Here is a 26,267-nt window from a genome sequence, read left to right on the forward strand (position 1 = left end):
CACAGAATGTTCGTAATTAAAGTAAGTGGTTGATTATTGGTAGCTATAATTTGTCATCTTTCAAAATATATTGTGGAAAACTTCCTCGGTGAACCATCACTTGTTATCAAACTGGGCATAGTTGGTGGCGTAGATGTGTGTGCAGGCTGGATTTGTCTGCCTCTTTGCATAGAAATATTGCGAGACACGATGGTGCTGTAATAGACTTTAATGTTGGAATATTAGTCCGTGATTGTTGTTATTACAGAAATGAATGCGGTAAGTTGTAGTGTTTGGCTTGTTCTTTGCCGTCGAAATGTGCAAAATGTGCGTTGCCCGCCAGTAAACTGTATATTCAGAGTCGATACCTTTGTTACGGGTGGTATATGGACTCTGTTGGTGAATAACGTATTGATTACGATGCCGTGATCCTATTGAAGTTGCGAGGAAATATGAGCCAGATGCCTTTGACTCACAAAAGAATCGCCCGAATTTTGGGTGTCTCGGAGACAACTATCAAAAGTTACAGGCGCAAGTTCCCGAACTGCATTCCTGTAGCGAGCAAGGGAAAGCCAATTCAGTTTACTGAAGAAGCTCTGGAAGTGTGTCGCGCTATTCGTGACTTATTCAGCGCGGGGTTTTCTGTAGATGAAACACACCAGCGGCTTGCCGAGCTATTTAAATTTATTACCCCGCCAGTGGTTGAAGAGCCAAAAGAAGAAGTTGAAGCTGTTGAAGTTACATTGCCGAATGACTACAAATTGGCAATGAGCAACCTTGCTAAAAGTATGGTGAATTTGTCTTTAAAGCAGGAACAGATGCTTAAGAAGATGGTTTCTATTGAAAACCGTCTGCAACAGCTTGGACTTGTGAACAAAGCTTCTACAACTTCTCCACCCCATGATCCTGTTCTTGAAGAGGTGCGCGCTCTTGCTGAACGAACAGAAGAGCTGTGGAATGCCCTAGCCTGTTCACGGGTAGAAGACCTTGATGTCGAAATGCAGGATGATTATTCTGAAGAGCAAGATTCGCAAACGCAAAAGGCAACTGTTCATAGATTAGTGCCGCTGCGTGACGTTATTTCGCATGACCCACCACGAAAAATGTTCGCATTGCCGTTGCTTATTCAAAATAATGAAGGCGCCTATACGCCGTTAGTAGGACGCGGAAACAGTCGACTGACGCTTAACGATTTTCGTGCATCAATTATGGCACATTTTGTTGAGGAGCATTGCTATACCCTGCGATGGTCTGAAAACAACTCCGGCTGGCAGCTTGATTTATTGCAGGAGCGGGCGGACGTTCCCCACAATATCTGTTTGATAATGGCGCAGACTTCTACTTTGAGCGGTTCAGCTATGGTTATCAAGGACATGACCACCAATGGGCACCGCATTACGCCTGACGCATTGCAAGATTTTATTTTGGATGTCTATTCGCGATAACTTACGTCTTTTCAATATAGTAGATAAAACCATCACATGTTCGGTACATGTACTATTCTTTCAAAAGATAGTATTACTTGCAGCAAAAGGTGTGCAACCAGAGTTGCTGGCGACACCTCTAGGTCTGTAAGAATAACGGAGTACCAAGATGGGACAAGTCTTAGCAATATGCGTGAGTGCAAAGAAGGGTGAGCAGAAAAAGCCTGTTGATTCAGCTTTACTCGTTGAAGAGCATGGGATTGAAGGCGATGCGCATGCGGGCAGCGGCAGGCAGGTAAGCCTACTTGCTGTGGAAAGCGTCGACAAAATGCGGCATAAACTCCCAACTCTTAAAGCAGGTGATTTTGCAGAAAATCTGCTTGTGGATGGATTTCCTATTACTTTTTTGCGTGTGGGACAGCAGTTTTCTATTGGCTCAACACTGCTTGAGCTAACGCAAATAGGAAAAAAATGTCATTCAAAATGTGAGATACACAAAGCTGTCGGTTTTTGTGTAATGCCAACTGAAGGAATTTTTGCCAAAGTTCTTAAAGGCGGCGAAATAAAAACAGGGGATGAAATCACCCTTGTATCATAATGAATGTAGCTCGAACGTTCTCTTACAATGAAAGGGCGTTCGAGTTTTATTATTTGCAACGTAGTTGGGCAGTATATCGCTAGTCGCCAAACGCTCTATTTTGCATCGGCTCTTGGTAGCAAAAATGCTTTGCACCTGCCTTATAAAGTAGAGAAAGCGGGTAATGCTGCATAGAGTGAAAAACGGTACTGCACTACAGTTCTTTACTTTTAAAAATGTGTCGCTTTGAGTTCCACTACTCGAGAAGAATAGCACAAAAAAAGGCGTTTCCTTATGGAAACGCCTTTTACTATATTAGCAAATAGGGGACTTACTGAATAAGTGCGAATTCTGCACGACGATCCTGAGCCCAAGCTGCTTCGTTTGCGCCCTGAGCTGCTGGACGCTCTTCACCGTAAGATACGATTTCGAGCTGAGTTGCGGATACACCGAGAACGATCAGGTAATCCTGAACAGCGCGTGCGCGGCGTTCACCCAAAGCGAGGTTGTACTCAGATGTGCCGCGTGGGTCTGTGTGACCAGCGATGAGCATACGCATTGTAGGGTATTTTTTCAGTAATTCAGCGTTCTGCTTGAGAACGTCGCGGTACATAGGTTTGATGTCGAATTTATCGAAATCAAAAAGAATAGGGGTGTCAGCCAAAGTAGCTGCTGCAGCTGCAATCTCTTCTGCAAGCTGAGCTTCGCTGGCTGTTGCATTTTCTGCGATAACAACACTGCCGTTATCACTGTCTGAAACTTCAACAACAGCAGCTTCAGAGCCAGAAGATTTTTCTGGTGTAACAGCTACCTGTTTTTTGGCACAGCCAAAGCTCATGGACATAACCATAATGAGCAGCAGTGCAAAACCGAATCGTTTAATCATTGCATCCTCCTAAATTTTGCAAAAAGGACTCTAGAGATAGAATCTCTTTTCGTAGCAAGCATTTAAAAACCGATTTGAATAGCATGAACGTCTATAAATTACGTAAAAAAACGGAAAAATCGACGTTCTTGTTAAATTCAAAAAACTCCGTCCATTTCTTACACGGTTTCAAACTGTTGGCAAGTGCGATAACGCCCTCACCGCAAATGTCACCGTCCTGACCCCGCAGGTATCATACCCCATGCAGGCAGAGTTGCTTCTCCTGAGCCGGTTTTAACCATCCTTGGAGTCCCCCCGTGACGGGTTGTAAGATATATTTTGTACTCGCCGCTTCGATTGGATGAAAATGCTACAAAAAAGCCGTCCGGCCCAAATGCAGGCATTTCGTCGTCACCAGGTCCGAAGGTAATCTGCTTTTCTTTGCCTGTAACAAGATCAAGAGCAAAGATTCTGTGCCCTTGTGACGTTCTGCGAGCGAATACGACCAGTTCTCCATCAGGTGATATCGAAGGACTGGTATTGTATTTGCCATTTCGAGTAATACGGGTCTCTTTACCCGTTTTCAGGTCTTTGAGGAAAATGTGCGGGTTACCGCGTCTGCTGGAAACAAAGACCATTTTTTTGCCTGTAGCGTCAAAGCTTGGAGAAACATCAATTGCCCAGTTTTGAACAAGGGTTTTCTCGCGTTTGAATTTATGGTTCAGCAGATAGATGTCCGGATTTCCACCGGCAGCGAGACTGACAGCCACTTTGTTGTCAGGCAGAAATGCAGGACCAATAATAGTGTTTCCGGGAAACTTCACTTTTTGCACTCGTTGGGTCAGGCGATCCCAGATGCCAAGTGAATGGAACCTCTTGCCGATGTGGCTGAATAATATGTAGCGACCATCGGGAGACCATGTCGGGGACATGGCGAGACCGGACATATTCGTCAGCTTGTTCAGTTCACGACCTGTAGGGCGGACTGTCCAAATATCTTTCTTTTCAGGAGTGCTTTTCTTAACAAAAGCAAGTGTGGAGAGGAAAAATTCTCCGCGTCCTGTCAGTTTTTTCATTAAAGCAGAACAGAATCTGTCTGCAACATTCGGCAGGTTTTCCGGTGTAAGTTCGGAATACGCTTTGCCAAGAACCAGCTTGCCAGTAAACACTTCAAATGCGCGCAACTCAACACGAGGGCGGGCATTTTGCGGTACATCCGGCCATACTTCTGTAATGAGAAGGTCTACACTAGCCAGCTGGTATTTTTTGAAATCAATAGTTTTTCCTGAACCGCCTACAACGGTATTGCCGCCGAGAATTGTATGATCTTGTATCAGATTCATAAATGGCAGATAGAACAAGTTGTTATGAATTAGTTTGGTTAATTCAGCAGCACTTTTCGTAGTTTGAGGGCTGGTTGCAGCCTGCGGAGCAATAACTGGTTTTGACTGGATGAGGTTTATCTTGTTTTGCCCAGGACCGTAGATGTCGATTTCTAAAGAACGGGCATTTGCAGATGTTGCTGTGGCAAATGCCATGCAGAGTAGTAATGTAAGTATATAAATACGCTTCATTGTATGCATCCAGACGTTATAATTAGTGTTCCTGACTGTTAAAGTTCAGGGTTATTTCTGTCAGATCAGGACTTGGTGGACTTGGCAATTGCTCGGTATCGGCAATTGCGCGTAACGTAGAAGAATCAAAATCCGGACGACCAGAGGAATTCAACAACTGAGCATCGAGAATTTCTCCTGTCTGCGAAATAAGTACACGTACCTGTGCAACAAGAATGGTGCGTGTGGCAAGCTTTGGATAGCGCCAATTTGGTCTGATAGCAGCCATAACTGTTAACGCATATAAATCTTCAATGCTGCCGATAACGCCTTCTTGTGGTGTTCCTTCAATACCTTGCTCTGCTTTTGCAGCGTCTTCTTTTTCGACTGCTTTTTGTAAAGCCGCAAGCTCATTTTCAAGGTCATGCACCTTTTTCTGGTCATCTTTTTTTACAGTTGCCTGTGTGGAAGCCAAAGCTTTCCGCAAAATATCTTCGGGGGTTGGTTTAGGTGGAGTCTTTTTCTTTACCTTTTTCTTTTGCGGTTTTTTTTTCGTGTTAGCTTTTTTTACAGCTTTTTTCTTTTGCGGCTTCTTTTTTTTCTTCACCGCTTTTTTCGGTTCATCTTTCTTTTTTGTGCTAACAGGTTTGGCTTTTGGCTTCGCCTTTACCGGTGTCTTCGGTTTAGCTGGTTCCTGCTTAGGTGCTTTTTTTACAGCCTCTTTTTTAGGGGGAGCTGGTTTAGGCTCTTCCTTGGCAGGGGCTTCTTTCTTAGGTTTGGCTGCTGTGGCAACTGCTTTCGATTTTTGTGCAGGGGCAGGAGCCTTTTTTGCCAGTTGTACAAGTTTAACCTTGTACACAGGTACATCCAGCCGCACTTTAATTGTAGAAGCCGGCCAGTAAAGTATTGCAGCAATAAGTCCTAAGTGAAGACACAAGGAGAACAACATACTCAAAAAGCGCATGCGTCACGCACCTACTTTTTTGCTGTTGCGGTTTCTGGGTTTTCAGCAAGAACGCCCAAATTGTCGATACCGGCACCCTTAATGATGCCCATAGCTTTTACAACGCTTCCATAAGCAACATTTGTATCTGCGCGTAAGAAGAGTTGTTTATTCTGTCTTTTAACAAGACGTTCCAAATGTCCGGGAAGGTCTTGTTCTGTAACCGCATAGTCATCAAGCATCATCTTTCCATTTTTATCGATGGTAAGAATAAGATGATCTTTGTCAGAAGGCAGTGCGGAAACAGTCTCCGTTTGCGGTAGTTCAACGTCCAGTCCTTGCGTCATAAGCGGTGCTGTAACCATAAAGATGATGAGCAACACCAGCATTACATCGACAAACGGAGTAACGTTGATTTCGGAAACAAAGCCTTTTTTATTTCCCATAGATATAGCCATGTAGCTATCCTTCGCCTGCGGTGCGTTTAGGGCGCTGGGTATGCAGTTCCCGCTGCACGCGGTTTAAGAACACGCCGGAAAAAGAATTAAGCTGGACTTCGATGTCCTGCAATTTTCCAAGGAACATGTTGTAGCCGATAGCGGCAGGAATAGCGACGGCAAGACCGATAGCTGTTGCTACGAGTGCTTCTGAAATACCCGGTGCAACAGCAGCAAGTGCCGCAGATTTCATCTGTCCAATGGTATGGAAGGAGTGCATAATACCCCATACAGTACCAAAAAGACCGATAAACGGTGCAGAGTTAGCACAGGTTGCAAGAAACGGAAGCGCGGAAGAAAGAGAAGCAGACTGCATGGATACGCCTTGATCCAGTGAGCGCTTAACGTTGTCTGCAATGACTGTTGCGGAAGTTACGCTTTCGCGCAGACGTGTATATTCGTCTACGCCCTGCTGTGCTACGAAAAAGAGTGGGGAGGAAGCATCAGTGCCGACAGCCTGAACTGCTTCGCGCAGGGATTTAGCGTTCTGGAATGCTGTGATGCCTCTGGCAGCACGTTTTTTCGCAGAAGAAAGCGTGAACCATTTATTACACATAATAGTCCAACTAATAAGGGACATTGCAGCAAGCATGCCGAGTACAATTTTTACGACAATGGTGGCTTGCCCAATGAGCATGAGGATATTGGTGTCACCCATATATTTCTCCGGTTGATGTTACGGATATATTTATTGTGAGTCTGAAGCGTTGTACCCTAAATAAGTGACGGTTAAAAGTTATTACGTATCATGCTTATTTTTTTCTCTTTTATAGTGTAAAATGAATATTGCACTAGTATGTTTCTAGCTGGTTTGGACGGTGTGTTTTGCTGTTTTTTGTTTGCAGCGTAATGTGCCTTGCAGTACTTGGTTATTTTGAGTATTTACCTTTTTTCAAACAGTGTTTGAAAAAAGGTAACTGCCTAGGAATTATCCTGATCATTCAGTGCTTCTCTTCACACACGGAAGCATACCTGAAACACAGCGTGATTTTACGTATAGATCAGTGTTTTTATCCCCTTACCCTTGAAACAGCGCATGAAAGTGTTTATTCTTCTACGACTTTACTCTTCGTGATGCTAGCTGCGAGTCTATGAGACAAACGCAAGGAGACCTGACCATGAGATGCCCCCGTTGGCAACAGCTGCTTATACTCGTCATGTTGAGTATGGTTTTGGCAGCCCCTGTTTACGCCGAGACTGTACCTTCATCTGGTGACATGACCGAGTCGGCAGATATGAAAGAACTCGATAAAGGCGCGCTGGACGTTGATATTCAACGCGAAGCTTCGCCTGAAGAGCGAACTGCTGTTGCAGAAGAAATTAAACAGGCTGCAAAAGCAGTTAAACCGGAATCTACTGCCGGAATTCTTTTTTCCGGAACATATAATCTTAAAGAAGCGGTACTCAAAGCTCTTGCCGACAACCCTTCCATTGAAGCAGCCCGCAGAGGCGCAACCAGTGCCGAAGAAACCAGAAAGTCTGCTCGTGGTGCATTTGGACCGGCTTTAAGCACAAACTACGGTTGGACATATTCCAAACCAAGTTTGAATGGCAGTCAGCACAATTACCAGTGGGCAGTTGAAGTTACTCAGCCTATTTTCACTGGTTTCAACCTGCTTGCAACTTACAATAGTGCAGCCCTTACTGCTGAAAGTCAGGATCTTGCACTGAGCTTAGCTGAATTGAACTTGATTTTTGTTGTACAGCAAAACTTCATTAATCTGTTAACAGCACGCGAAAATGTCGAATCTGCAAAAGACTCTGTAGAACGTCTGGCTTCTCAGCTTAAAGTTGCACAGGCATTCTATGATGTTGGGCTTAAGCCACGCATTGACGTTCTGCGCGCAGAAGCACAGCTTTCCGAATCTGAAAACACTCTTATTTCTGCACAGAATACAGTTGTTATTCAGGAAGCACGTTTGAACACATTGCTTAATCTGCCAGTTAACGCACATATTAATTACAAAGGTGAACTTGCATACTTCCCATTTGACCAACCATTGGAAGTGAGCCTTGATACTGCGGCGCATTACCGTCCAGATATTTTGATTGCCCGCAAAGCTACTGAAATTTCTCAAGAGCAGGTAACAGTAGCTGCCAGTGAATTTTATCCACAGGTTAAAGGTACTGTGACGTGGACTAAAAATGGCGACGGCATAGAAGTTAACGGGTATAGTCGTAGAACCATTTTGGTTCCTCTGGCACGTACTCAGGTTGGCGCGCAAGCATCATGGAGCGTCTTCTCTTGGGGTACTACCTACTTTGCAACAACCAGCGCAAAACAAACGGTTCTTTCCAATAAAGCCAGCGAAGCCAACACATGGCAGGAAGCTGCGTTTGAAGTAAAGTCCCGTTACCTCAACATCATCAACGCTGCAAAACGTATTAAAGTGGCAGAAAAAACTGTTGCTGCGGCAGAAGAAGCCTACCGCATGGCAGTTGCCCGTTACCAAGCGCAAGTTGGAACAAACACAGACGTGCTCGACGCACAGGCTGACCTTTCCTCCGCGGAAGCATCTCTGATTTCTGCACGCGGTGATTACATGATTTCTGTAGCGTCCTTGTATAATGCAACAGGAACTAAGGTTCCGGGACTTACAACCAGCAATATCATCAATGAAACTGGTCGTGGATTGGAAGCGGACATTGCAAGTGATATTAGAAAAGATGAAGCAGCAGAACGCCGTGACGATACAGGCGCTCTTGATCAGCCTCTTAACACTGAAGAAGATCGTCAGATTGAAAATACACTTGAATCAGAATCAGATCAGTAAAAATACGTAAGGTACTTGTGGTATAGGTATACATTAGCAAGATATCTTACGATTTCGTTTACCAAGAAAGGCTGTCCTTTGAATAAAAGGACAGCCTTTTGTTGTGAGGAATTGGGGGGGAGCCTCTGGCGGCTCTCCGAGGGGGCTGTCTCCGACGGCTGGGCTGAAACTTTTGCAAAGCTTCCCCCAGACCCCCTTCAAAACTTTTTATTATGCGAGGATATTCTGTCGCATATGTTTTTGTACGGCTAATTGGGAGTGATTTGAAAACAAAAGGCTGTCCTATGTATATTTAGGAAAACCAAAGTCTTTGGTAAAATTAAATAGCGTAGCCGGAAAGAAGTAGCATAGTCACAACGCTTTGCTCGACAATTGGTGATAAACCAGGTCTGAGCCACACAGTCATTGTTGCGCCACCAAACATGTTTTTACCAACTCGCACAACGCCGAGAGTTTTGTTTCCTCGAGTCACCTTGTAGCCAAGTGGTGAACCATGGACTTTGCCTTTTTCGTCTTTAAACACGGATGCAAGCTTGTATCGTTTGCCTAGAATATTAGCCCCACCGCTCAATGTAAGATTTGTGTGTACCAGACTATCAAGACCTACTTGTTCTAAAAGCTCACTTTTTGCATCAATATCAGGCATGCTAATGCCGATATTGCCGATAACTCTTCCTTTACGGGTAATTACGGCAACATAAGGGTTGTGCAGTCGCATCCCAATGCTTGGGAGTGCAAACGCTTGTCTTTTGCACTCAGCAGAAAGCTTCCATTTTTGGGCGGCTTTGATGGTAAGATCGATATTCTGTGCACCAGCATAGTAAATAAGACCAGCTTGGTAGCCGATGCTTTTGTATGTGCCAGTGGCAATATTTTCTAGCTCAAAATCAGAAGTTAAGCCGATTCCAGAGTATTTCAGCTCAGCAGTTTTTGCTTTTGGGTGAACGCCGTACAAAGGAGCTTTAGAGCCCATGCAACCTGTCAGGCAGAAAACGAGCAGTAAGCAGAAAAGAGTTTTTTTCATAGTTTCTCATTGATTAGGTAGTAGTTGAGTTAGAGAAGAAAATTCAACAAAAACGTATAATATACTGTGAAGATTGCCTTTATCAAATACGGTGAGCATAGGAAAGCAAAACACGCCGTTAGAGCTAACTCTTAGGTACAAAAAAAGCTCTTAATTCATATGAATTAAGAGCTTTTGAATTCGATGGTGCCGGGGGAGAGACTCGAACTCTCACGGAAATACATCCACTAGACCCTGAACCTAGCGTGTCTACCAATTCCACCACCTCGGCACGTTTTTCGACGAAGCTTTTGTTGTGCTTCGAGGAGTGGTGTTTATCCATAAAACAAAAAGCATGCAAGCTTTTTTTAAGAAAAATCAAAAAAATATCGTAATTCTACTCGCTGAGAAAAAGAAGTATAGGTGTATATATCCCATAACAGGCTTACTTTACATGTCTATTTTCTACAATTGCATGTATAAAGAACATGCTTGTGGATTAGGTTCTTATTGTTCGAATACACACGAGGTATGTTGAGTCACGCACAGGAGTGAGGGCTGCAGAGTGTGCAATTAATTGCATGTAACCTCGTGACGTTGCGTAATAGCGCTTGCCACGCAGATTTCTCCATCAGAAACCAGCTTGTGAGCCATCTGCCACTTGAAGCACCAACCCTTTTGCTGTAACAATGTTCGCCTTCGCGCAACAGGCTGCCTGTTCGCGAAAGCATTTTTACGAAAATCACATGCTGCTGGTGGTACCCATGCAAATTGCACGAAGCATACAGGAAATCTCACTAGATCTTTCCCAAGGTTGTTGCGTCACTATCGGAAACTTTGACGGCGTACACAACGGTCATAGAAAGTTAATCAACCGCGCTAAAGAAAAAGCGGCATCTATGGGTGTACCCAGTGTTGTTGTGACCTTTTGTCCACACCCACTTAAAGTACTTGCCGGTTCGCATGCCCCTGCTCTTATTACCGATTATGAAAAGAAGTTAGACCTGCTTGAAAAAATCGGCGTAGACCTTGTTCTTTTACTTGAGTTTACACGGGAGCTGGCTGCACTTGAACCCGAAGAATTTGTAAAAAGTATCCTTGTTGATGAGCTAAAGATGAAAGAGCTTGTTGTGGGCTACGATTACGCCTTCGGTAAAGGGCGCAAAGGGAATTTTGAACTACTTTCCGCGCTGGGCGAGAAATATGGATATGGCATAGAACGTCTTGATCCTGTTATGATCGGCGACGCTATTGTCAGCTCCACACGTATTCGTGACCTCATTAAAGCCGGTAAAGTGTGGGATGTGCGACCTCTTATGGATCGTTTTTATATTATCCGCGGTACTGTTATTCATGGTATGGACCGTGGTGGAAAACTGCTGGGCTTTCCTACTGCAAACATGCGTGTGCGTGACGAACTGCACCCGAAACCGGGTGTGTACGCCACTTGGGCTGAATTAGACGGCGAAGTATATCAGGCTGTAACAAACATTGGTTACAACCCGACCTTCGGTAATGATGAGATTAGTGTTGAAACGTTTATTCTTGATTTTGATGCAGACATTTACGGATGGGAACTGCGTCTCAATTTTGTTGCGCGCATGCGTGATGAGAAAAAGTTTAGCGGACTAGATGAACTCATCGAACAAATAACTAATGATGTAACATTAGCCAGACAACTGCTCGACGCCCCTGAAGCACGCCTGTAGCATGAATATACAATCTGGAGCGCCTGATGCTCGGTCCATTTAACAAAATCTGGAAAGAATACCTTCGTGTATACCATAGTGTCACATACGTCCGTATGCTTGTGCTTGGTGTGCTTGTTGGTATTTTTGCCGGTTTAGTCGCTGTCATATTCCGTCTCGGACTCGACTATTCTCTCGACTTTATCCAACACAACCTTGCTGGATTCTCCAGTCACGGCGGACATAGTGGTGAATATCGCCCTTGGGTTATTCCTATCGCACTGGTTTCTGTCGCGTTAGTTACCGGTTTTCTGGTGGAAAAATTTCTTCCAGATTCCATTCATGGTGTCACTGACGGCACTGATGCGATGATTAAAGCGTTCCACCAGAACAAAGGTGAAATTAAACCTAAGGCTCCCATCATCAAAGGGATCACTTCTATTATGACCATTGCAGCGGGTGGTTCCGCAGGTCAGGAAGGCCCTGTTTCCCAGCTTGGTGCTGGGCTTGGTTGCTGGTTTGCACATAAATTCGGGCTTTCTACTAAAGAGCGTCGTATTTTAATGCTCACTGGTGCTGCCGGTGGTCTGGGTGCTATCTTCCTTGCGCCTCTTGGTGGCGCTATGACAGCCATTGAGGTTATCTACAAAGAAGACTTCGAATCAGAAGCTATTGTTTCTGCGGTAACATCGTCCGTTGTTGCGTATTCCCTTTTCTTTATGGCATTTGGCTCCAAGCCAATGTTTGATATTCCGGAATTCCACTTCAACGATGCACGGGAGCTGTTGTTTTACGCCATTCTTTCCGCTGCATGTGCCCTTGCAGCGTGGATTTACGTCCGAACCTTCCACTTCCTCAAATACTCAGTGTTTGAAAAGCTCCGCCAGCGTGTAGGCATAATGTGGACAATGGCAGCTGGCGGTCTCATCATGGGCGTGTACGGCATGTTCTATCCGGAAGTGCTTTCAACCGGACATCACGGCTTGGAACAAGCAATTAACGGTAGCCTGCCGGTATTTACCATGCTTGTGCTTCTTTTTGGAAAAACACTGGCAACGTCACTCACCCTCGGCTCCGGCATGAGTGGTGGCATGTTTGCCCCTGCACTGTTTGTAGGGGGCATGACAGGTGGTGTTGTCGGATTTACCGCAAACAGCTTTTACCCGAATATTGTTACCCAGCCGGGCGGTTATGTTCTGGTAGGTATGGCAACATTTTTTGCTGGAGTCGCAAACGCGCCTATCGGGCCGTTAATTATGGTTTGCGAACTGTCGCAGGGCTATGGTTTGCTGGCTCCGCTTATGCTCGCAGGTGCTATCTGTGTTGTTATTAGCCGTAAAGTTTCACTCTATGAAAATCAGGTTGAGAATAAATTTGAATCTCCTGCGCATATTGTTGATTCTACAGTAAACATTCTCGAGAACCTGCACGTGGGCGACTTCTACCAACGCGGACGTGTAACGATTCTTGAAGAATCTATTACACTAAAGGCTTTGACAAACATTATTACCGGCACAAACGAGTTCTTCTTCCCTGTGAAAAACATTGCAGGAGAAATTACAGGCATTCTTTCCATCAACGATGTGCGAAACATATTGTACGAGGAAAGCTTGTTTGATCTTGTTGTCGTAGGTGACTTGGCGCGTAAAGGTGTAACACTCCATGACGATGATGACCTGTATACCGCGTTGGTTAAGTTTGTAGACTCAGACCTTGGACAGATTCCAGTTGTGCAGGAAGATAATCCGCATGAAATTCTTGGTCTCATCAACCGAGCCGATGTGTTCCGTGCCTATAAAAATCATTTGAGCACAATCCACGAAAACGAAAAATAGGCTTTTCGCAAGCTTGCGGTGGCACTTCGAGGGACTGCTGTCTCCGACGGCTGGGCTGAAACTTTTGCAAAGTTTCCCCCAGACCCCCTTTAAAGCTTTTTAGTATGCGAGAATATCCCGTTGGATATGTCTTTGCACGGCTTCGCATAATCTGATTTAAACAAAAAGGCTGTCCTATGTATGTAGGACAGCCTTTTGTGCTTTATGTTTTCGATATAGTAAGTGCATGTTGCATTCACAACATCTTTTCGCATGTCTTTTTTATAATAAAATATCAGTAAGTAAAGGGTATGTTGTATGGGGTTTCCTTAATACCTAATCAATAATTAGAAATTGAGCTAAATGTCTTGATAAAACACTAGGTTAATTTCTTTCAATAAGTGTACGTGGTTTCAATAGCACATAAGGTTTCGGTGAAATCGTATACAATTATTCCTTATGCAATAAAGATTAATCGTAAAAAAATATTTTCAAATTATTGACATCGCTAGTTTTTTCATGTCAACAGCCTCGACGTTATTTTTTTTATAATGTAAATAAATTTGTAACAAAATGTTATTTCGCCTTCCCCGATCAACTGCGTGAAGTGACATTTTGAAATTATTTTATAGAGGGATGGTTGGGAGGCTGTATGAATTTAACTACCATGCGTTTTAAAACAAAATTAATTTTAGGGATAGGTGTCCCTATGGTAATGCTCAGTTTGCTTGGGACTGTATGCATTACGAATATTGATAACTTGACGCAAACCTCCGGTTGGGTTGAGCACACGCACTATGTTCTTGAACAAGCGGAAGCCCTTCAAGGGAGCGCCATTAATATGGAAACCGGTATGCGTGGGTATTTGCTGGCAGGCAAAGAGGCATTTCTTGAACCGTATACTAATGGAGAAAAAAGTACATACGCAACAATTGCAGAGCTTAAAAAGACGGTAAAAGACAATCCTAACCAAGTGGCAAGACTTGAAGAAGCTGAACGTGTCCTCAAAAGTTGGCAACACGATATTACAGAGCCAATCATTAGCTTGAGACGACAAATTGGTAACGCTCAGACCATGAATGACATGGCAAAGCGCGTAGGCGAAGAGCAAGGCAAAAAATATTTTGATTCTTTTCGTGCACAAGTTGCTGGTTTCATAAAAGCTGAAAAAGCGGAGCTTGCACGATACCAGAGTACAGGCGGCATGGGCTCCCGCGTATCAGCTACCTATGAAACAATTATCATGGGCACGAACTTGCTCGCTGCGGCTGTCGATATGGAAACCGGCATGCGTGGTTTTTTGCTGGCAGGTAAAGAAAATTTTTTAGCACCATATAATAATGGCTCTGATAGCTTTTATGCTCAAGCTGCAAAGCTGAAGCGCAAGGTTGCAGGCAACCCTGCTCAAGTTCGTCGAGTAGCCGCAATGGTTGGCACTATACGAGAGTGGCAAACAAAGGTTGTTGCTCCAAGTATCCAGCTACGCAGAGATATTGGTCACGCTAAAACCATGGATGACATGGCTGATATCGTCGGTGAAGCCAGAGGCAGAAAGTTCTTCGGAAAATTCCGTCAACTTATGGCAGATTTTGAACGCGACGAGCGGGCACTGATGGAAGTTAGACAATCAGAAAACGACGAGACCGTCACCGAAACCATGGTTCTTGTCATAAGCTGTATTGTATTAGGCTTCGCGATATCCGGTGTTCTAGGGTACATTATTATCCATAGCCTGAACAGCCAGCTTGATACTATCCGTGTGTATGCGCAGCAGGTCGCAGATGGTGACCTTGAGAGCACTCTTGAGGGGACATTCCCGCCAGAGTTAGACCGTGTGAAAACTGCAATTGAGCAAATGGTTGAAAATCTGAAAGAGCGCCTTGGCTTTGCTCAAAGCGTACTTGATGGCATTTCTAACCGATTCCCAGTGTTAACCCTTGATGCTCAGGGCAACATAACCTTCCTCAATAGTCGACTGGTGGAAGCGTGCGGTAAAACAGGTAGTACAGAAGAATTCATCGGCAAGCATATGGACGCACTTGGCGTTGATAGCCAGACCACTCCTTCTGTGCAAGCGCTTACTAACGGTGAGATGGTTCAGAGAGAGTTAATCGTTCAGCGGAGCGAAGGGGATCGAATTCTTGAGGCAAATGCTAACCCTCTATATGACCTTGATAAAAATTTAATAGGTGTATTCACAGTTTATTACGAACTGACCTCTATCCGCAATCAGCAGGCAGAAATTCAGAAAAAGAACAAGCTGATGGCGGAGATAGCAGAGCAAGCAACAGGTATTGCGAACTTGGTTTCCGTCGGTGCTGAAGAGCTTGCAGCTCAAGTGGCAGAAACAACCGAAGGTGCTCAGCGTCAGAGTGCACGTACTTCTGAAACAGCAACCGCCATGGAAGAGATGAATGCTACAGTGTCAGAGGTGGCACATAATGCATCGCAAGCTTCAGAAAACGCCTCTAAATCACATGCAACTGCCTCTCGCGGTGAATCCGTTGTTGATGAGATGGTCGCGTCTATTCAAGAAGTGCATGGGCAGATGGATACATTACGCCGTAATATGGACTCGCTGGGTACTCAAGCTCAGGACATCGGAACAGTCATCACGGTTATTGAAGATATTGCTGACCAGACAAACTTGCTGGCTCTTAATGCAGCTATTGAAGCAGCGCGTGCAGGTGATGCTGGTCGAGGCTTTGCTGTCGTTGCAGATGAAGTACGTAAGCTGGCAGAAAAAACCATGGATGCCACCCGTGAAGTAGTAGCTACCATCACAAGTATTCAAAAAGGTGCTGAAGCAAGTATTGCCGCTACTGGCGAAGCAACAAGATCAGTGGAAACAAGCACAGCACTCGCTGGTGAATCTGGAGACCTGCTCAACTCTATTGTTCAGCTAGCGGGCGAAACAGCGAGTCAGGTTGAATCTATCGCTACAGCAAGTGAACAACAGTCTGCGGCAAGTGAGGAAGTCAACAGGGCTGTTGAGGAAGTAAGTATGATCTCCGATGAAACCGCTCAGTCAATGTTGTCGGCATCACAATCTGTTGAAAGCATGGCGCATAATGCGCAAGAGCTTAGAGGATTGATTAGTCGCCTTGCGCACTAAGTAGAAATAACAAGAAGGAACAGGGAGCAGCCATCGTTACTATTGAAGATGGCTGCATCCTTTTTTATGAAGAATGGATTTTGCGACACTCTTAGCCCTTATTCTGGTAAGGGCTTTTTCTATTGTATTTGGGAAAACAAAATTCTTCAAAATCGGTTCTCAATATGGTACTTCTCAGACCAAATAATTGGTCAGACCACATGAAAGGATTACATGAACAAGCTATCTTCCGCCCCAAAAAAAGAACAATTAAAAATATACGAACAAGTCGTGCTGCGCATACAAGAAATGGTACAAACCGGAGCGCTTGGTATTGGCGATAAGTTGCCGCCAGAGCGGGATTTGGCACAGACATTTCAAGTTTCCCGCAGTTCAATCCGTGAAGCAATACGCTCTCTACAAGAAAAAGGGATTGTAGAAAGCAGACGCGGAAACGGAACGTATATTATCCATACTGGAAATATTGTTGAGCCATTGGCGGAGGCTGTTACAGAACAACGAATTTATTTATTGCAGATTATGGAGTTCCGGCAGGCAATTGAACCTGCAATGGCAGGGCTTGCGGCTCGCAATGCTACGCCTGAACAACTGGATGCTATTGCAGCTATTATTGAGGAAAAAGCACCGGAACCACCAGCGGGGAATCCGTGGGAAAAAGACATTCGATTCCACTGTGCTATTGCCAAAGCTTCTGGAAACCCGCTGTTTGAACAAGCGTTATATAACGCAAGCACCGCGCTTGAAGAAATACGGCAGGCACCGCTTCAATCTCCTGAACGCAGAGCGCAGTCCTGTTCTATGCATAAAGAAATTTTTAACGCTATCCGTACCGGTGATGCAGCGCTGGCGACAGAATCTATGCGCACGCACTTAAAGCAGGTACACGCGCTACTCTTTACAACTGTGTGATTCTAAGCTGTACACTTGTGCTGCTGTCATCTTTTATTACGCACAAAATTAACCAGAACAATCAAGGTGAGGAAATGTTATGCAAGATGTTCGTAAAATAGCCCGTGAAAGAATGAAAGGTTTTTGCAAAGTCTGTAAGGAATGTGACGGGCGAGCCTGTTCCGGCGAGGTTCCAGGTATGGGTGCACTTGGAACTGGGGCTTCATTTAGAAGCAATATAGAGGCACTGGCAGACTACAAATTACGCATGCGTACTATTCATGATGTTTCTGAACCGGATACTCGTTCAACCGTTCTTGGGTACGACCTTTCTATTCCGGTATTTGCAGCACCAATCGGCGGTGTATCGTTCAACATGGGCGGGAAGATAAGTGAAGAAGAATACATTACTTCAAAGCTGAAAGCATGTGACGCCAACGGTATTGTTGGCTGTACTGGTGACGGTGTGCCACCGTTTATCTCAGAAGCGGGATTCGGTGCAATTAAGGCTGTGAACGGTAAAGGTATTCCGTTCATTAAGCCTTGGGAAGGTGCTGAATTTTTCGAGAAAATCGAAAAAGCTGCTGAAACTGGCTGCACCACCTTCGGTATCGATATCGACGCCATTGGTCTTATCACCCTTGCTAAAATGGGACGCCCTGTTGCACCGCGCGGTGTTGAGCGTTTAAAAGCGCTTATTGAAAAAATTCCGGGGCAGGTATTGCTCAAGGGCATTATGACTCCTGAAGATGCGCAGGCAGCAGTAGAAGCCGGAGCCGCAGGTATTGTTGTTTCCAACCACGGTGGTCGCGTTCTTGACCATACTCCGGGTACAGCACATGTGCTTGCAGATATCGCAGAAGCAGTAAACGGTGAGCTTGCTGTTCTTGTTGATGGTGGTGTCCGTACTGGTGCTGATATTTTGAAAATGATCGCTTTGGGTGCAGACGCTGTTATGATTGGACGTCCGTTCTCCGTAGCAACTGTTGGCGGTCTTGAAGAAGGTGCTTCCAAGTACATTCAGCAACTTACCGGAGAGCTAAAATCTGCTATGGTTCTCACCGGCTGTGAATCTATTGACGATGCTAATTTCAACATCATTACCGATGTGCTCGGACAATAGCGCTATAGGTAGACTAGGAAATTAACAAAGCGGTCATATGCTGGCTACAACCAGCATATGACCGCTCTTTTATGTGCGTATATCAACAGCAATATGCTGTTTTATAATTTGACTCGATGAACTGTCTGGAATTTACGGTCAACAGTGCGCTGATACTTTACCGCCGGTGCGCCGAACATCATAACATATGCTGCATCGTGCTCTTGCGGGATACCCAGCATTTCTTTGTAGTCTGGAACCAAGCCTGTGAGCGCCTGTAATGCAAATCCACACCACAGACTGCCTAATCCAGCATTTGTTGCTGCCAGATCGAAGTGAGTAAGAGCAATTGCAACATCAATATGCGCAGAAGCTCCAGCTGTAGGCGCTGAAACAATAAGCATATGTGGTGCGTTTCGGAATATAATGTCGTTACCTTGGGCATGCGCTTTTGCAAACGCTTTAAAATGCCCTAAACCTTTCGGTAACCGTTGTTCTGTAATCGCTTCTGTAATGTGCTTATATGTGTGGTCAGATATTTTTTTCATTACATCCATATCGTCCACAACAGTAAATTGCAGTTCCATAGCATTTTTTGCTGTAGGTGCATTTGCAGATAATTCGATCAATCTATTGATGAGTGCTGTATCAACATTTTCCTGCTTGAAACGACGAACGGAGCGGCGTCCGCGCATGAGTGTTTCGAGCTGCTCATCAGATGGAAAGCTGTTTTTGATAGTTTTACAGTCGCTTGGCTCTACATCAAGAATAGATATAGCGCCTGAAGGACAGATAGCTAAACAGTGTAAACACTTCAGACAACGAGCTTCACGGGACGGGTCAATAGAAGGGTGTTCACTATCAAAACGAATAATTGTTGTAGGACAGTCTGCAACACACAGACCGCACTGAATGCATTTTTCAAAATTAACGTTAAAATCAAGCATATTTTCTCCGTATGCCACAATATCAATCTACTTTATTTTAAAAAACAAGATATTGCGTTGTGCCGTGTGCAGGGAAATCGTTTTTTAGTGTGGCATCATGTCGGCGCACAGTACTGCAAAAAAGAGACGGGATAAAGGACGATATTTTTTGTCGAGAATATTTCACCAAAAAAATATCATATTTTAACAGGATAAGGGCATAGTTACAGCCCAGTGGCACAATGACAAAAAGCTGTAACAATGTTGTCACAAAAAATGACTATCTAGAGCACGGCTCGAGGAGCAGGCAAGGATGTCTGAGCAGGTCGGGTCGATCACCTAGATATATTTTTTGGAGCATGTATGCCTGATATGACTTACTCTCCCAAAGCGACACCGCAGGTGTCTTCTGTGACTGACTCTCAAGGATTTAACCTTACTGTTATTTGCCGCTGGCTTGCTGTTGCTGCGTTAATTTACTGTATGCTGCTTGCCGTAGGCATGATTGGCGCAGGATTTAAGACTGCGACTGCCGGACAAGCAAAAACATTATTTGCCTTTGCCTCAAATCCGTTTCTCGGACTTATTATCGGTACGGTGTGTACCGCTCTTATCCAGTCCTCAAGCACAGTAACATCTATTATTGTAGGGCTTGTTGCAGGTGGCTTGCCGGTGTCACTGGCTATCCCAATGATTATGGGAGCCAACATCGGTACTACTATCACCAATACAATCGTCAGTGCTGGGCATATGCGATGCAGTACTGAATTTAAGCGTGCGTTTTCTGCCGCAACCGTGCACGACTTTTTCAATTTGATTGCTGTTGGTATCTTTTTACCACTCGAAATATTTACCGGCTTCCTGCAAAAATCCAGTTTAGCCATTGCATCCATGTTTGTAGGCGGAAGTTCTATGAGCATGAAAGGAATGAACTTTATTAAGCCGATCACCAAGCCGTTGATTGGTGGGTTGAAAGGAATGTTCGGTGCGTTTTCACCTGAGATTCAGGGCGCGTTGCTTGTAGTTATAGGCATTGGACTTATTTTCTGTGCAATTACCATGATGGGTAAGCTGCTCAAGAAACTTATGGTTGGTCGTGCTAAAAATATGCTGCATACCGCAATTGGGCGTGGCTCATTCGCGGGTATCCTTTCCGGCATGGTTGTCACCATTCTTGTTCAGTCTTCTTCAACAACAACCAGCCTTATGATCCCGCTTGTTGGCTCAGGCATTTTCAGCATGCGCCAGATCTACCCATTTACCTTGGGAAGTAACATCGGCACATGCGTTACAGCTCTGCTTGCTGCAACAGCTGTTGTCGGCGGTAACAGTCTTTTTGCTCTGCAAATTGCGTTTGTGCACCTGCTCTTTAATATCTCCGGTGTACTTATAATTTATGGAATACCGTTTTTACGCGAAGTGCCACCGCGATGTGCAGAATGGCTTGCAGATTACGCCGGACGAAAAAAACGCTACGCAGCATGCTACGTTCTTGGAGTATTTTTCTTACTCCCTGCAACATTCATCATGCTTGCACAGTAAAAAATAGCGACTGTAGCAGATAAAACCCCATTCAACCGAATAATTTTACTGTCCGAACGTTGTAGTAATCCTGTAAAAAAATGCCGTTCAGGAAACGGAACGGCATTTTTTTACTATTTTGTTCTTCCCAAAAGCAAAGGATAGCTTTACAGTTACCCTGAAACCGTTTACAGAATGAATTAGCTAATTTCTACTAAATTAGTCCGAATATAGAGTACGCACTGTATAGAAAGCGTGTAACCGCTTCCGGAAAGCCATCGATAGAAGAGGGTACCCCCGTATTAATCTTCTATCGCAGTTTGCCGGATGAACCTGACATAAATCGTCTGGCAATAAGTCGGTTAATCCGACTTAGCGCTGCGTGTTGCACATCCTTCGGTAGCATTCAATGGGCGAAATGCTGCCGGAGCTCCTCAAAAGAGTCCGGGGTTCAGCGATGGTTACTAGTCTGAACTCCGGACTCTTTTGCGTGCAACGAATAGAACAAAAAAAGGTCAGCATCTACTCCTAGATAATCGTGTCGGAGTAGATGCTGACCTTAAGTTTTTTTGCAGGTTATTAGTGCTTTTTATGCACAACAAGCACGTTACATGGAGCTTGTTTTAATACTCTGGTTGTCACGCTGCCAAGCAGGATAGAAGCAAGTGGGTTGGTTCCCCGCGGTGCCATAATAATTAAATCTACTTTTTCTTTTTCCGCTATTCGTGGAATTTCTTCACTTGGCGAGTTATCCACAACACGTTCTGAATACAGCGCCTTATGCTTTTCCATCATTTCGCGGACAGGTGTAAGCACTTGATTGGCATATTCTAGTGACTCTACGGAAAATTCTTTAAATTGCTTGAGGTTTTGGAACGTCTCACTGCAATACAGTACTATTATTTCCGCATTAAACTTACTTGCAAGATCAATAGCTTCAGTAGCAGCATTGAGAGAATATTCGGAACCGTCCACCGGCAATAATATTTTTGTTATTTTCATGTAATACTCCCGCATAGCACCAGAGTTTAGAGTAATTAGACTGTGTATAACCCCGTGAAGTACTGTTTATTCTTGTAGTTATAGTAGAAAACTTTCTACTTTAGAGTATGCATAACTGAAAAAATGCATTGCATACAAAGTACATAACCATACCCTGCTTACATAGCTGTAGCAATGGTATAAAAAATATATCATATTACAAAAAAAGAGTACTTATCGTAGATATCGAGACTGGAAACGATATTTCACATCAGAAAAATAACCTGCTCTTATATATTAAAATAGCAAAGTACCTTTCCGTTATACACATCATCGCACAATAAAAGCCCCTGTCTCAAATTTTGTATGAAGAGACAGGGGCTTTTGATATTTGTACTGTATGCTGCCGAGTTTTCCGAACACTTTTACGGAACAGTGTGTTCGGAAAACGCAGCATAAACGCGTAAAGGTCACGCGTCATGCGAGGAGCGTGCATAATACCTAAGTAACGCGAGTAAGCAACTTAATAAATTTTATATAGTTCATAAGTTTTTTTTGAATCTATTCACAGGTGCTTAAAACTACAGTAAATAGTAAGATATCCACTGCTAAAAATCACAGATTCACGCCAATTCTTTTGCACTATGCTGTAGATTTGTCGTTGGAAATTTCAGCAAACATTCCGTGTGAAAACTTAGGGATAAAATTGCGTACAAAAGCGGTACTTACTGCATGTTATGAGCTTGATTACTATTCACTTTCTCTTTTACAGCAATACGGTACGCCAGAATATGCGTACGTCACAGGCTCTTTTGTTACTTTTCTAAAACATGTATTATGCCTGTTGATCACAAAAAATAGCGCGAGGGACATATGACTGCACCGAAACGAAACGTATATTTGAAAACAATCCCGCTTACTGAAGCCGTAGCCAAAACACAGGCTGTGCTCGATAGAGATTTACTGCTACGTAGCGAAATTGTACCGACACATGAAGCTGCCGGACGAGTTTTGTCCGAGGCTGTGTTTGCGGAATATTCCTCGCCGACATTTCATAGTGCAGCTATGGACGGCATTGCTGTAACAGCAAAGGAAACGTTTACTGCACGCGAAGGTTCTCCGTTACGCCTTACAAAAGGGGAATCTTTCGATTCTGTGAATACAGGCAACCCCCTGCCTGAAAATCGTGATGCTGTTATAATGATCGAAAACGTCGTTTTCGTTGACGAGAACACCGTTGAAATCGAAACACCGGCGTTTCCTTGGCAGCATGTAAGACGCATCGGCGAAGATATTGTAGCAACCGAGTTGTTGTTCCCGCAAAACCAGCAAATTTCTCCATATGATATCGGGGCACTGCTGAGCGCTGGTATTTGGGAAGTGCGCGTTTGGGAAAAAGTGCGTGTTTGCATTATCCCGACCGGTGATGAAGTGCTTGATTTTGAAAAGCGTCCTGAACCAGCTCCGGGACAAGTGATTGAGAGCAATTCACAGGTTCTCGGTGCAATGGCTCGTAATTTGGATTGTATTGTAGATCGTGTTCCCCCCGTGCCGGACGTACCGGAACTTCTGGAGAAAACGGTCGAAGCCAAACTCAACGAGCCGTATCATGTCGTGATTATTTGCGCAGGTTCTTCTGCCGGTTCCAAAGACTTTACCCGTGCAACTATCGCCAAGCTTGGCGAAGTTGTTGTGCACGGCGTGGCGGCAATGCCAGGGAAGCCATCCCTACTTGGTGTCTGCAAAGATAAGCTTGTTGCGGGTGCTCCGGGATATCCTGTCAGTGCTGTTATTTGCTTTGAAGAATTGCTGACTCCGCTTATTTCATGGATCAGCCGTAAACCTGTTCCTGCCCGTCCGACTGTAGATGCAGAATTGACCCGCAAGATGCCTTCTAAATTGGGTGTAGAAGAGTTTTTGCGACTTTCCATTGGCAAGGTTGGTGATAAATACGTTGCAACCCCGCTTGCCCGTGGTGCCGGATGCATTACAACAATGTCCCGTGCGCAAGGAGTGGGGCGTATTCCTGCTCAATCAGAAGGCACAGATCAACACGCAACAGTGCATACCGAGTTGTTAGTAGAAGAAAAGCGTCTTGATGAAGTGCTTGTTACTGTCGGTAGTCATGACAACACGCTCGATATTCTTGCTGACGAGTTAATGGGGTTGGATACTCCATTGCGCCTTGCCTCTAGTCATGTGGGGTCAATGGGCGGTATTCTGGCTGTAAAGAATGGCTCATGCCATATGGCAGGTGCGCACCTCTTTGATCCGGAAACAGGTGACTACAACTTCCCGTTTATCGATAAATATTTACCGGACACAGATGTTACGCTGATAAATCTGGCAATCAGACATCAAGGCTTTATTGTTCCTAAAGGCAATCCGCAGAATATTGCATCCATTACTGACATTGCTGATGGAACTGTTCGTTTTCTTAACAGACAGCGTGGAGCCGGAACGCGTATTTTGTTTGACCACCATCTGAAAGAGGCTGGCATTACACCTTCAGCTGTAAGCGGATATGACAAGGAAGAATTTACGCACATGGCTGTAGCTGTTAATGTGCTTACAGGCGCAGCAGATACTGGGCTTGGCATTTACGCTGCCGCAAAGGCGCTTGATTTAGATTTTGTACCGCTTGCCCGCGAACGCTATGATCTGATTATTCCGACCGCTCATCTTGAAACTCCGCAGGTACAGGCTGTGCTGAAATTATTGCAGTCGCCGACATTTAAAGCACGTATTGAGGCTCTTGGCGGTTATGAGACATCGTTAACAGGACAAATTATGAAACCTGGAATCGGTCTTGGAGAGTAGCATGAAGTTTTTTAGTCCGGCGTTTGCCCCGACAGAGAACATTCCGGTTAAATATACATGTGATGGTGAAGATATTTCACCACCGCTGCAATGGTCTGACCTTCCTGAAGGGACTAAAACTCTGGCTCTTATTTGCGATGACCCCGATGCGCCTTCAGGCGTTTGGGATCACTGGCTTATGTTTAATATCAGTCCAGACGTAACAGGACTGGAAGAAAATACCCCTAAGCAGTTTGATCCATTCAGGGGTGCAGGGCACGGACTGAATAGCTGGAATAAAGCATTTTATAACGGACCATGTCCGCCAGCTGGGCAGCATCGATACTATTTTAAACTATATGCCCTTGATACACGATTGCGAATTAAACCCGGCGCAAACAAAGCAGCACTGCTAAAAGCAATGGAAGGTCATATTCTCGACCAAGCACACTTCTGGGCTGTTTATTCCCGACCTGAGTCTGAAGAATAGTTTTTAGTTCTGGTGGATTTCGAGGGGGCTTCGACGGCGCGCTGAGGCTGGTGGCTCCGAAGGCGCTGCCGCGGGCTTTAAGAACCTTTCTCGAAGAAAGGTTCTTAAAAATCTCCAAAGACTTTTATCTGCGAGATCAGCACGTTTCTTTTGTTCTCTTGCGGCTTAAGCGGCGTTTTTATCCTGTGCTCTTGTTTTTGTGCAGAATAAGTCTTTTAGATGTGAATTTATTTAGGGACGAGACATAGTAATAAAAAAGGGCGACATTATATGTCGCCCTTTTGAGTATCGTAGGTTTGAAGCGTAGCTATCTGCTGAATTTAACGCGCCCTTTGCCGAGCAAGTCGTGCATATGCACTATACCGCATAGGGTTCCGTCTTCTTCTACCACTGGGAGGACGGTTATTGCCTTTTCTTCCATAAAGTCGAGAAGTTCCGCTACGGATGAGCCTTTTTTAGCTCTGTAAGGATCTTTGACCATTATTTGCGAAGAAGGCTGCGTCATATCTAATGCACCTTTGCAAATAAGACGTCGCAGGTCGCCGTCGGTGAGTATTCCTGTAAGGCAGCCTTTGTCGTCCGTAAAGACGACAGTTCCGAGACGTCCTTTATCCATAATGCGCAGGGCTTCGGAAAGCGGAGTATTCTGAACAACAACGGGGTCAGACTCACGCAGAATAAGCGCATCTATCGGCATAGTCAGACGCTGTCCAAGCGCACCACCGGGGTGGTAGCGTTTAAAGTCTGCCGCGGTAAATGCTTTAGCTTCGATAAGGCATGCTGCGAGGGCATCTCCTATTGCAAGCGTTGCAGTTGTTGAACTTGTGGGAGCAAGGTCAAGCGGACAGGCTTCTTTAGGCACACCGGTATTGATGACGATGTCTGAAAGACGCGCCATTGTGGATGTTACACCGCCGGTTAAGGAGATAACAGACGCTCCCAGAGAGCGCATCGCCGGAAGAACTGCGTTTAACTCGTCAGTTTCACCGGAATTTGAAATAGACACCACTACGTCTTCTTCTCGAATCATACCAAGGTCGCCATGGGCACCTTCGACAGGATGCAGATAAAAAGACGCAGTCCCTGTGGAAGACAGGGTTGCTGCAAGCTTACGTCCGACAAGACCGGACTTGCCAAGACCGGTTATGATAACGCGACCTTTGCATTCTGCAAGCAGTTCGACAGCACGTACAAAGGAATCGCCAAGGTTTGCTTTCACAGTTTCCAGACCTTCAATTTCAATCTGGAGTGCTTGGCGTCCTTTTGCCAGCCAGTCGCCAGCAGGTGTGCAGATACACTTATTCATTATTTATTACGCTCCAGTGAGT

At 44.8% G+C, this 26,267-nt stretch carries 21 protein-coding genes and 1 tRNA gene; 12 read left to right on the plus strand and 10 right to left on the minus strand.

What is annotated here, in order from left to right:
• Positions 1-36 precede the first annotated feature (36 nt).
• The 3 genes from N4A56_RS11755 (at position 37) to N4A56_RS11765 (ending at position 2,001) form a co-directional block, all read left to right on the plus strand.
• Positions 37-201: a hypothetical protein gene (locus N4A56_RS11755; protein ID WP_295547519.1), complete on the plus strand. Its 165-nt coding sequence runs from the start codon at positions 37-39 to the stop codon at positions 199-201.
• A 230-nt stretch (positions 202-431) separates the two neighbouring features.
• Positions 432-1,424, plus strand: a complete 993-nt coding sequence (locus tag N4A56_RS11760; RefSeq protein ID WP_295547521.1) for a MerR family transcriptional regulator — start codon at positions 432-434, stop codon at positions 1,422-1,424.
• Between the two features lie 148 nt (positions 1,425-1,572).
• Positions 1,573-2,001 (plus strand): MOSC domain-containing protein, encoded by a 429-nt coding sequence (locus N4A56_RS11765; protein ID WP_295547523.1) that lies wholly within the window; start codon positions 1,573-1,575, stop codon positions 1,999-2,001.
• Between the two features lie 310 nt (positions 2,002-2,311).
• On the opposite strand, the gene pal is transcribed toward N4A56_RS11765, so the two are convergent.
• The 5 genes from pal to N4A56_RS11790 form a co-directional block, all read right to left on the minus strand.
• On the minus strand, positions 2,312-2,866 hold the full coding sequence (gene pal, locus N4A56_RS11770) for a peptidoglycan-associated lipoprotein Pal (RefSeq protein WP_293670977.1): 555 nt from the start codon (positions 2,864-2,866) through the stop codon (positions 2,312-2,314).
• Between the two features lie 209 nt (positions 2,867-3,075).
• Positions 3,076-4,419, minus strand: coding sequence for a translocation protein TolB (locus N4A56_RS11775; RefSeq protein WP_295547526.1), 1,344 nt, complete (start codon positions 4,417-4,419; stop codon positions 3,076-3,078).
• A 22-nt stretch (positions 4,420-4,441) separates the two neighbouring features.
• On the minus strand, positions 4,442-5,362 hold the full coding sequence (locus N4A56_RS11780; RefSeq protein ID WP_295547528.1) for a TonB family protein: 921 nt from the start codon (positions 5,360-5,362) through the stop codon (positions 4,442-4,444).
• Positions 5,363-5,373: 11 nt separating this feature from the next.
• Entirely contained in the window at positions 5,374-5,799 is a 426-nt protein-coding gene (locus N4A56_RS11785) for an ExbD/TolR family protein (protein ID WP_293670980.1), read from the minus strand.
• A gap of 4 nt (positions 5,800-5,803) precedes the next feature.
• A complete protein-coding gene (locus tag N4A56_RS11790) occupies positions 5,804-6,496 on the minus strand; it encodes a MotA/TolQ/ExbB proton channel family protein (protein ID WP_293670981.1) in 693 nt (230 codons plus the stop codon).
• A 460-nt stretch (positions 6,497-6,956) separates the two neighbouring features.
• Between N4A56_RS11790 and N4A56_RS11795 the strand changes: the two genes are divergently transcribed.
• Positions 6,957-8,612, plus strand: coding sequence for a TolC family protein (locus N4A56_RS11795; RefSeq protein ID WP_295547531.1), 1,656 nt, complete (start codon positions 6,957-6,959; stop codon positions 8,610-8,612).
• Positions 8,613-8,931: 319 nt separating this feature from the next.
• Here the strand turns inward: N4A56_RS11795 and N4A56_RS11800 are convergent, their stop codons facing one another.
• A complete protein-coding gene (locus N4A56_RS11800) occupies positions 8,932-9,636 on the minus strand; it encodes a hypothetical protein (protein ID WP_295547533.1) in 705 nt (234 codons plus the stop codon).
• A gap of 184 nt (positions 9,637-9,820) precedes the next feature.
• A tRNA-Leu gene (locus N4A56_RS11805) sits at positions 9,821-9,907 on the minus strand.
• A 472-nt stretch (positions 9,908-10,379) separates the two neighbouring features.
• On the opposite strand from N4A56_RS11805, the gene N4A56_RS11810 reads away from it, so the two are divergent.
• The 5 genes from N4A56_RS11810 to N4A56_RS11830 all read left to right on the plus strand — a co-directional run bounded on the left by N4A56_RS11810 (position 10,380) and on the right by N4A56_RS11830 (position 18,243).
• Entirely contained in the window at positions 10,380-11,324 is a 945-nt protein-coding gene (locus N4A56_RS11810; RefSeq protein WP_295547534.1) for a bifunctional riboflavin kinase/FAD synthetase, read from the plus strand.
• A 26-nt stretch (positions 11,325-11,350) separates the two neighbouring features.
• The gene (locus N4A56_RS11815) at positions 11,351-13,138 is read left to right on the plus strand and encodes a chloride channel protein (protein WP_295547536.1); all 1,788 of its coding nucleotides are present in this window, start codon (positions 11,351-11,353) and stop codon (positions 13,136-13,138) included.
• Between the two features lie 631 nt (positions 13,139-13,769).
• Positions 13,770-16,232, plus strand: a complete 2,463-nt coding sequence (locus N4A56_RS11820) for a CHASE3 domain-containing protein (protein ID WP_295547538.1) — start codon at positions 13,770-13,772, stop codon at positions 16,230-16,232.
• A gap of 213 nt (positions 16,233-16,445) precedes the next feature.
• A complete protein-coding gene (locus tag N4A56_RS11825) occupies positions 16,446-17,141 on the plus strand; it encodes a FadR/GntR family transcriptional regulator (protein ID WP_295547540.1) in 696 nt (231 codons plus the stop codon).
• A 79-nt stretch (positions 17,142-17,220) separates the two neighbouring features.
• Positions 17,221-18,243, plus strand: a complete 1,023-nt coding sequence (locus N4A56_RS11830) for an alpha-hydroxy-acid oxidizing protein (protein ID WP_295547543.1) — start codon at positions 17,221-17,223, stop codon at positions 18,241-18,243.
• Positions 18,244-18,344: 101 nt separating this feature from the next.
• On the opposite strand, the gene N4A56_RS11835 is transcribed toward N4A56_RS11830, so the two are convergent.
• A complete protein-coding gene (locus tag N4A56_RS11835; RefSeq protein ID WP_295547545.1) occupies positions 18,345-19,169 on the minus strand; it encodes a nitroreductase family protein in 825 nt (274 codons plus the stop codon).
• A 342-nt stretch (positions 19,170-19,511) separates the two neighbouring features.
• Between N4A56_RS11835 and N4A56_RS11840 the strand changes: the two genes are divergently transcribed.
• On the plus strand, positions 19,512-20,690 hold the full coding sequence (locus tag N4A56_RS11840) for a Na/Pi symporter (protein WP_295547548.1): 1,179 nt from the start codon (positions 19,512-19,514) through the stop codon (positions 20,688-20,690).
• 558 nt (positions 20,691-21,248) lie between these two features.
• On the opposite strand, the gene N4A56_RS11845 is transcribed toward N4A56_RS11840, so the two are convergent.
• Positions 21,249-21,671: a universal stress protein gene (locus N4A56_RS11845; protein ID WP_295547549.1), complete on the minus strand. Its 423-nt coding sequence runs from the start codon at positions 21,669-21,671 to the stop codon at positions 21,249-21,251.
• A gap of 852 nt (positions 21,672-22,523) precedes the next feature.
• On the opposite strand from N4A56_RS11845, the gene N4A56_RS11850 reads away from it, so the two are divergent.
• Both N4A56_RS11850 and N4A56_RS11855 read left to right on the plus strand, forming a co-directional pair.
• A complete protein-coding gene (locus N4A56_RS11850; RefSeq protein WP_295547550.1) occupies positions 22,524-24,470 on the plus strand; it encodes a molybdopterin biosynthesis protein in 1,947 nt (648 codons plus the stop codon).
• Between the two features lies 1 nt (position 24,471).
• Complete coding sequence (locus N4A56_RS11855) at positions 24,472-24,939, plus strand: YbhB/YbcL family Raf kinase inhibitor-like protein (protein WP_295547552.1); 468 nt, start codon at positions 24,472-24,474, stop codon at positions 24,937-24,939.
• A gap of 307 nt (positions 24,940-25,246) precedes the next feature.
• Here the strand turns inward: N4A56_RS11855 and N4A56_RS11860 are convergent, their stop codons facing one another.
• Positions 25,247-26,245 (minus strand): KpsF/GutQ family sugar-phosphate isomerase, encoded by a 999-nt coding sequence (locus N4A56_RS11860; RefSeq protein ID WP_295547554.1) that lies wholly within the window; start codon positions 26,243-26,245, stop codon positions 25,247-25,249.
• Between the last annotated feature and the right edge of the window lie 22 nt (positions 26,246-26,267).

The organism is Halodesulfovibrio sp., from assembly GCF_025210605.1.
Lineage (GTDB): Bacteria > Desulfobacterota > Desulfovibrionia > Desulfovibrionales > Desulfovibrionaceae > Halodesulfovibrio.

What these genes read in the sequence shown, in the direction of transcription:
- N4A56_RS11760 (WP_295547521.1), top strand. Translation starts at nt 432, where the DNA reads ATGAGCCAGATGCCTTTGACTCACAAAAGAATCGCCCGAATTTTGGGT.
- N4A56_RS11765 (WP_295547523.1), top strand. Translation starts at nt 1,573, where the DNA reads ATGGGACAAGTCTTAGCAATATGCGTGAGTGCAAAGAAGGGTGAGCAG.
- pal (WP_293670977.1), bottom strand. Translation starts at nt 2,866, where the DNA reads ATGATTAAACGATTCGGTTTTGCACTGCTGCTCATTATGGTTATGTCC.
- N4A56_RS11775 (WP_295547526.1), bottom strand. Translation starts at nt 4,419, where the DNA reads ATGAAGCGTATTTATATACTTACATTACTACTCTGCATGGCATTTGCC.
- N4A56_RS11780 (WP_295547528.1), bottom strand. Translation starts at nt 5,362, where the DNA reads ATGCGCTTTTTGAGTATGTTGTTCTCCTTGTGTCTTCACTTAGGACTT.
- N4A56_RS11785 (WP_293670980.1), bottom strand. Translation starts at nt 5,799, where the DNA reads ATGGCTATATCTATGGGAAATAAAAAAGGCTTTGTTTCCGAAATCAAC.
- N4A56_RS11790 (WP_293670981.1), bottom strand. Translation starts at nt 6,496, where the DNA reads ATGGGTGACACCAATATCCTCATGCTCATTGGGCAAGCCACCATTGTC.
- N4A56_RS11795 (WP_295547531.1), top strand. Translation starts at nt 6,957, where the DNA reads ATGAGATGCCCCCGTTGGCAACAGCTGCTTATACTCGTCATGTTGAGT.
- N4A56_RS11800 (WP_295547533.1), bottom strand. Translation starts at nt 9,636, where the DNA reads ATGAAAAAAACTCTTTTCTGCTTACTGCTCGTTTTCTGCCTGACAGGT.
- N4A56_RS11810 (WP_295547534.1), top strand. Translation starts at nt 10,380, where the DNA reads ATGCAAATTGCACGAAGCATACAGGAAATCTCACTAGATCTTTCCCAA.
- N4A56_RS11815 (WP_295547536.1), top strand. Translation starts at nt 11,351, where the DNA reads ATGCTCGGTCCATTTAACAAAATCTGGAAAGAATACCTTCGTGTATAC.
- N4A56_RS11820 (WP_295547538.1), top strand. Translation starts at nt 13,770, where the DNA reads ATGAATTTAACTACCATGCGTTTTAAAACAAAATTAATTTTAGGGATA.
- N4A56_RS11825 (WP_295547540.1), top strand. Translation starts at nt 16,446, where the DNA reads ATGAACAAGCTATCTTCCGCCCCAAAAAAAGAACAATTAAAAATATAC.
- N4A56_RS11830 (WP_295547543.1), top strand. Translation starts at nt 17,221, where the DNA reads ATGCAAGATGTTCGTAAAATAGCCCGTGAAAGAATGAAAGGTTTTTGC.
- N4A56_RS11835 (WP_295547545.1), bottom strand. Translation starts at nt 19,169, where the DNA reads ATGCTTGATTTTAACGTTAATTTTGAAAAATGCATTCAGTGCGGTCTG.
- N4A56_RS11840 (WP_295547548.1), top strand. Translation starts at nt 19,512, where the DNA reads ATGCCTGATATGACTTACTCTCCCAAAGCGACACCGCAGGTGTCTTCT.
- N4A56_RS11845 (WP_295547549.1), bottom strand. Translation starts at nt 21,671, where the DNA reads ATGAAAATAACAAAAATATTATTGCCGGTGGACGGTTCCGAATATTCT.
- N4A56_RS11850 (WP_295547550.1), top strand. Translation starts at nt 22,524, where the DNA reads ATGACTGCACCGAAACGAAACGTATATTTGAAAACAATCCCGCTTACT.
- N4A56_RS11855 (WP_295547552.1), top strand. Translation starts at nt 24,472, where the DNA reads ATGAAGTTTTTTAGTCCGGCGTTTGCCCCGACAGAGAACATTCCGGTT.
- N4A56_RS11860 (WP_295547554.1), bottom strand. Translation starts at nt 26,245, where the DNA reads ATGAATAAGTGTATCTGCACACCTGCTGGCGACTGGCTGGCAAAAGGA.